Raw genomic sequence first — 6,091 nt, forward strand, 5'->3', positions numbered from 1 at the left:
CCGCGGCGGGCAGGTACGGCGTCAGCCCCTCGACCAGCCATGCGGTCGGGACCGAGGGGTCGAACCCGGCCGCGGCGAGCGCACTCGTCCAGTCCTCCCGCAGGTCGGTGTCGACGATGCGGCGCTCGGAGGCAGGCTGCGCGCCCTGCTCGGCGAGCACCCGGTCCTTGAACTCCAGCACCTTGGGCTGGTCGACCTCGAAGACCCGGCTGTCTGCCGGCCAGTCGAGGCGGAACGACCGCGAATCGAGCCCGGCGGCCAGCAGCACCAGCTGGCGGACGCCGGAGCGACCGGCCTCGGCGAAGTACTCGTCGAAGTAGCGGGAGCGCACCGCGAGGAAATCGGCCATCCACGCCCAATGGCCGTCGGCGGTGGCCGGATCGTGCGGGCTCGTCGGCATCGGCTGGGGCGGATTGGCCGCGCGCACGAACGGTTCGGCGAAGCGGTCCCGGACCAGCGCGCCGTCCCGCCCGGTCTCCACGGCCCGCGCCGCGGCCACGCCGAGCGCGGTGAGGCCGACGCTGGTGACGATGTCCCACTGCTGGTTCGCGTTGACCACGATCGCAACCTCCACTCTTCGTAAGCTTCGCTAACGATCGTGGCATTCGCGTCGTAGCGCGCTCCGCTGAAGGTGACTCGCAGCACAGCAAACCGCGTGCTTCGCCGGTTCCGACCGGAAGGCCGGTGTTCCGCGAAGCGAGAGGAAACCGCCGGGCGAATCCCACCGCGCCGAGTCGCGGCAGGAGCGCCCGGCGGGGGTGTCAGCCGGCCGCGAGAACCGGCTCCTCGGTGAACAGCCGCGGCTGGATCACCGCGCCCTGCGCGAAGTTCTCGTCGACCTCGGCCTTCTCGTCCGGGTTGGGGAGGTTGTTCTTGCAGTCGGTCCCGGCGCTGGCACCGGACATGAGGTCGGCGCAGACGCCGGTCCGATCGTCCGGCAGCCCGAGGATGTGCCCGATCTCGTGGGTGGTGATGCGCGGGATGTGGTGCCCTTCCTCGACCGCCGCGCGCCCGATCCACACCGTGCCGACGCCGAGCGAGTCGGTCTGGGCGCGCGGCCAGTTGTCATCGGCGAGCACGGTGAGGTCGGCCTGGCCATCGGTGGCCTTCTGCAGCTTCACGTTTGACAGCTGGCCGTTCCACACCTGCGCGGCCTCGTCGACGGCGCCCTGGAACTCCTCGGCCTGACTCGCGTCGTAGGTGACGACGTGTGGTTCGGCGGCTTCGCCGGAAACCGCGCCTGCCACCGGGGCGCCCGCCGCCAGTAGAAACGCGGCCGCTGCACCGGCGAGTGCGGTCGTTGTCGAAAACCTGGGCATATCGGCTCCTCCGCATCGGCCATTTCCGGATGACCAAGGTGAATACGCCCGGAGGCTAGGCCGAAGGCGCATCCCGGCACCGGCAGTGGCGGGTAACCGCCAACACCGGGTCCATCGGGTTCGGCCTGCACACCGGCGGTGGCAGCGGCCTGCTTTCACGGAGTCGCTTCAGCTGAGCCGTAGAAGGCGCGGCAGGTTCCGGACTTCTCCCGGGTGGTGATCTCCAGGACGGAGTTCCCGTCGTCGCCTACCGGGATCAGCGCAGGGCTGTAGTTGTTGCACGCTCCGATGTCGCGGTCGGGCTCCACGGCCGCGACCGGGGCCGGGACCTCTTCCCAACGGCCTTCACCGCCGGAGCTGTTGACCAGCAGGACCTTGCCGTTGTCCGCGGCGAGGGAACCGTCAGCGTTGTGCAACGTCATGCCGGACAGCACGATGCGCCCGTCCGAAGTGACCGCGAACTTCGGCGTGTGCCCCGGTTTCCGGCCATCAGGCCCGACGATCGCGGTACCGGGCTCGGCCGGGTCGCCCCAGTTGCGACCGTCCGGCGAGGTCCGGGACTTCACCTGGCAGTCCGGGCCGGAAGTGGTGCAGATCTCGTAGGTCATGAAGTAGCGGCCGTCGGGAAGTTGATCGACCACCGGCATCCCGGGACGAGCGTTGCGATCCGGCAGGGACACCACCTCTTCCGGCGGTCCCCAGTTGACACCGTCCGAAGAGGACGAACGCATCACCCGCTGGCTGTGCGCGGAGTCCGACTCGTCGGAGAAGTAGCAGTTGAGCTTCCCGGAATCGTCGACGGAGAACGTCGGTTCCCAGACGCCACCCTCGTTGTTCGGCGACGTCGCGCAGGTCGACAGGTGCGACCAAGTGCGACCGTGGTCGTCGCTGCGCCAGACCGGCAGCGACATGGGGCGGTCCTTGTCGTTGGCCGAACCCGACCACAACAGGGTTCCCGCGGGCAGCTCACCGATCTGCTTCGGCAGCTCGAAAAGGCTGGTGCAGCACAAGTTCTCCGACGACATGCCCGGGGCCATGGTGCCGATGCGGGAGAAGGTCTTGCCGTCGTCGGTGCTCTCGAAGACGGGGTCTTCGGTGCGGCCGTTCACGAAACTCGTGTGCGTGGCGAGAATTCTGCCGTTGGCCTCGCCGGAATGCTGCAGGCGAATCGCCCACGGGTATTGCGCCTGCTGATCTCCCAGCGCCGTGCCGGCCGGCTTCGCGCCGCTCGCGTTCGCGGAGGCGCCATCGACGGATTGGAAGCCGGACAATCCGCCGGACCCCATTGCGTACGCACCGAAAAGAGCCGCCACCAATACCATCGCTCCGGCCGCCGCCAGGAGCAGTGTTCGCCTCATCGAGATTCCTTGCAGGTAAGCGCACAGGCGCGTGTGGTCATCCTTCTGCCGAGAAGGACGTCCCGCACCGGCACAGGTTGCGCCATGATCCACAAGATCGAGGGATCCGTGGCCCCCGCCCGGTTCATGGCTTCGACGACCCCGAAGCGCTCGGCTGGCGCGGCTTCGGCCGTGCTGCCAGTCTCAGGCCGGTCCGAGTTGCGCAGCCGGGGGTGCCGGATACGGCTGCGAGCCCTGTGCACGCGGAAGTTCCAACGGCGGAGCCGGCTTCCGACATCAGGCCCGATCGGGAGGTCGCGGTGCTGCTGAGCTTGCAAGAGCGGGAACGGTTGACCATCTACACGGCCGCCAAGCTCGCATTGGAACGCAAAGAACGCGGATTGCTGTTGAACCTGCCCGAAGCCACCGCGGTGCTGACCTGGTTCTTGCTCGAAGGCGCCCGGGACGGGCGGACGAAGGCGGATCTGCAGGAGGCGGGCCGGGACGTGCTGGGCCGCGCCGATGTGCTCGACGGGGTACCGGAAATGCTCACCCAGGTGCAGATCGAGGCGACGTTCCCGGACGGCACCAAGCTGATCTCGGTGCAGGAGCCGATCCGGTGACCGGGAAGCAGCAGCGGCCGGGAACGGGCAAGGAGATCGCGCCCGGTGCGGGAAAGGGCCGCGCGACGGGTCTGGTGCAGCCGGGTGTCGAATCCAGCGAATCCGGCGGAGCACCGGGGCAGATCATCTACGGCGAGCAGCCCGTCGAGATCAACGCGGGACGGCCGGTGCGCACGGTTTCCGTGGTCAACACGGCCGATCGGCCGATCAGCGTGGGTTCGCACTACCACTTCGCGGAGACCAACGCCGCTCTCGAGTTCGACCGGGAGGCGGCTTGGGGTCACCGGATGAACATCCTCGCCGGGGGCATGGTGCGCTTCGATCCGGGCACCACGGTGGAGGTCGAACTGGTGCCGTTGGCCGGTCGGCGGATCGTGCGCGGACTGCGCGGCCTGGCGGGTGGTGCGCTCGATGGCTGAGATCGACCGCCAGCAGTACGTGGCCTCGCTGGGACCGACGACCGGCGACCGGCTCCGGCTGGCCGACACCGACCTGTTCGTCGAAGTGGAGCAGGACCGGTGCGCCGGCGGGGACGAAACGGTCTTCGGCGGCGGCAAGAGCGGCCGCGAGTCCCAAGGCCAGTCGCACGCCACCCGCGCCGAAGGAACCCCGGACCTGGTGATCGGCGGAGTGGTCGTGCTCGACCACTGGGGCGTGGTCAAGACCGACGTCGGCATCCGCGACGGCCGCATCGTCGCGCTCGGCAAGTGCGGCAACCCCGACGTGATGGACGGCGTGCACCCGGACCTGGTCGTGGGCCCGGCCACCGAGATGGTCAACGGCAGCGGGCTGATCATGACCGCGGGCACCGTCGACACGCACGTGCACTTCGTGTCCCCGGAGATGTCGGTGGTCGCGCTCGAAGCGGGCACCACGACGGTCGCCGGTGGCGGAACCGGCCCGACCGACGGTTCGAAGGCCGCGCTGGCCACTCCGGCCGGGTGGTGGATGCGGCGGATGCTCGAAGGCTTCGACCCGTGGCCGCTCAACGTCCTGTTCCTCGGCCGGGGCAGCACCGTGTCCGAGGAGGCGCTCTGGGAGCAGTTGCGTTCCGGGGTCGGCGGGTTCAAGTGCCACGAGGACTGGGGCGCCACGCCCGCGGTGATCAACACCGCGCTCACCGTCGCGGACGCGGCCGGAGTGCAGGTGGCGATCCACAGCGACACCCTCAACGAGGCCGGATTCGTCGAAGACCTGCTGCGCACCGTGGGCGGCCGCAACTTCCACGCCTTCCACACCGAGGGAGCGGGCGGCGGGCACGCCCCGGACATCATCCGCATCGCCGGTGAGCCCCACGTGCTGCCGTCGTCGACGACACCGACCCGGCCGTTCACCGTCAACACCGCGGACGAGCAGCTCGACATCTGCCTGATCGCGCACCACCTGAATCCGCGCGTGCCCGCGGAACTGGCCTTCGCCGAAAGCCGGGTGCGGGCGTCCACGATGGCCGCCGAGGACGTCCTGCAGGACATCGGGGCGATCTCGGCGATGTCCTCCGACGCCCAGGCGATGGGGCGGCTCGGCGAGGTCGTGCGGCGCACCTGGCAGACCGCGCACGCGATGAAGAAGCTGCGCGGCTCGCTGCCCGGGGACGATCGCGCCGACAACCACCGCGCCCGCCGCTACGTCGCCAAGTACACGATCGTTCCCTCGGTGATCCACGGGCTCGAGCGGGAGGTCGGTTCGGTCGAGCCGGGCAAGCTCGCCGACCTCGTGCTCTGGGAACCGGCGCTGTTCGGCGTGCGGCCCACCGCGGTGTTCAAAGGCGGGATGATCGCCTCGGCGATACTCGGCGACCCGAACGCCGCCGTGCCGACACCGCAACCGGTCCTGCCCCGGCTCGGCTACAACGCGCACACCCGCGCGGCAGCGGCGACCAGCGTGGCGTTCGTGGCCCCGGCCGCGATCGAAGACCGGCTCGCGGACCGGCTCGACGTCGAGCGCAAGCTGGTGCCGGTCGAGAACATGCGGGGCAGGACCAAGGCCGCGCTGCCGGAGAACGAGGCGGTCCCGGAGATCCAGGTCGACCCGGACACGTTCGCGGTCCGCATCGACGGTGCCGAAGTGGACCACGAACCGGCGGCCGACCTGCCGCTGACTCAGCGCTACTTCCTGTTCTGACCTGCGGGGAGGTCGCTGGCGATGTGCACCGGAGACCCCGCGCGCGGGCTCGTCCGCACCGCGCCCGCACGGACAGTCCGGTGAAGCGGGTCCATGCCCGCCTGGGCACCGAACTCGTCCGCGGCGGGCGGCCGCACACCCGCATCTGCGGCTTGCGTTCCGACTGGCCGCTGATGCTGCGCCCCACGCTGCCGCTGGACGACGGGCCGATCGCCCGCTGGTCCTCCCGCGACGCCGTTCCGGCGCGGGTGCACCAAGCCGCCGCGGCGGCGGGGCCGATCGGCGGGGATCGGCAACATCTCCGGATCGACGTGGGAGCGGGCAGCGCACTCGTGCTCGGGGAGGTCTCCCCCACGCTGCTGCTACCGGGCCCGCGCGGCGAGCAGTCGCACACCGAGGTCGACATCGCGGTCGGCCCCGGCGCGACGCTGGCCTGGCTGCCGCAGCTGGTCATCGCCGCACGCGGTTGTCTGCACCGCGCGGACGTCCGCATCGCACTCGAGCCCGGATCCCGGTTGCTCCTGCGCGAACAGTCCTTGTTCGGTCGTTGCGGCGAGCGATCCGGCGCGCTGCGCCAGCGGGTTCGGGTGCGGCTCGGCGGCAGACCGCTGTTCGACCAGGAACTCGCGGTCGGTCCCGGCCTCTCCGACGGCTGCGAGCCTGCCATCACCGGCGGGCAGCGCAGCGCCGG

General features: G+C 70.3%; 7 protein-coding genes. 4 read left to right on the forward strand and 3 right to left on the reverse strand.

What is annotated here, in order from left to right:
• From IJH84_RS19175 to IJH84_RS19185, 3 genes are all read right to left on the reverse strand, one after another.
• Nucleotides 1-574: SAM-dependent methyltransferase (locus IJH84_RS19175; RefSeq protein ID WP_295147016.1), on the reverse strand; the 574-nt coding region annotated here is incomplete at its 3' end.
• A 187-nt stretch (nt 575-761) separates the two neighbouring features.
• Nucleotides 762-1,319: a snapalysin family zinc-dependent metalloprotease gene (locus IJH84_RS19180; protein ID WP_295147019.1), complete on the reverse strand. Its 558-nt coding sequence runs from the start codon at nt 1,317-1,319 to the stop codon at nt 762-764.
• 155 nt (nt 1,320-1,474) lie between these two features.
• Nucleotides 1,475-2,605: a sialidase family protein gene (locus IJH84_RS19185; RefSeq protein ID WP_295147021.1), complete on the reverse strand. Its 1,131-nt coding sequence runs from the start codon at nt 2,603-2,605 to the stop codon at nt 1,475-1,477.
• A 371-nt stretch (nt 2,606-2,976) separates the two neighbouring features.
• Here IJH84_RS19185 and IJH84_RS19190 point away from each other — a divergent pair, with 371 nt between their 5' ends.
• The 4 genes from IJH84_RS19190 to IJH84_RS19205 all read left to right on the forward strand — a co-directional run.
• A complete protein-coding gene (locus IJH84_RS19190) occupies nt 2,977-3,279 on the forward strand; it encodes an urease subunit gamma (protein ID WP_200071785.1) in 303 nt (100 codons plus the stop codon).
• Nucleotides 3,276-3,698: an urease subunit beta gene (locus IJH84_RS19195; protein WP_367269051.1), complete on the forward strand. Its 423-nt coding sequence runs from the start codon at nt 3,276-3,278 to the stop codon at nt 3,696-3,698. Before IJH84_RS19190 ends, IJH84_RS19195 begins: the two co-directional genes overlap by 4 nt.
• The gene (locus IJH84_RS19200; RefSeq protein ID WP_295147024.1) at nt 3,691-5,400 is read left to right on the forward strand and encodes an urease subunit alpha; all 1,710 of its coding nucleotides are present in this window, start codon (nt 3,691-3,693) and stop codon (nt 5,398-5,400) included. Before IJH84_RS19195 ends, IJH84_RS19200 begins: the two co-directional genes overlap by 8 nt.
• An 80-nt stretch (nt 5,401-5,480) precedes the next feature.
• A partial coding sequence (locus IJH84_RS19205; protein WP_295147026.1) for an urease accessory protein UreD occupies nt 5,481-6,091 on the forward strand: 611 nt, incomplete at its 3' end.

The sequence above is a fragment of the Saccharopolyspora sp. genome, assembly GCF_017434145.1.
In the GTDB taxonomy this organism is placed as follows: domain Bacteria; phylum Actinomycetota; class Actinomycetes; order Mycobacteriales; family Pseudonocardiaceae; genus Saccharopolyspora_C; species Saccharopolyspora_C galaxeae.

Excerpts from the sequence above, each read along its gene's own strand:
- IJH84_RS19180 (WP_295147019.1), bottom strand. The coding sequence starts at position 1,319 with ATGCCCAGGTTTTCGACAACGACCGCACTCGCCGGTGCAGCGGCCGCG.
- IJH84_RS19200 (WP_295147024.1), top strand. The coding sequence starts at position 3,691 with ATGGCTGAGATCGACCGCCAGCAGTACGTGGCCTCGCTGGGACCGACG.
- IJH84_RS19185 (WP_295147021.1), bottom strand. The coding sequence starts at position 2,605 with ATGGGGTCCGGCGGATTGTCCGGCTTCCAATCCGTCGATGGCGCCTCC.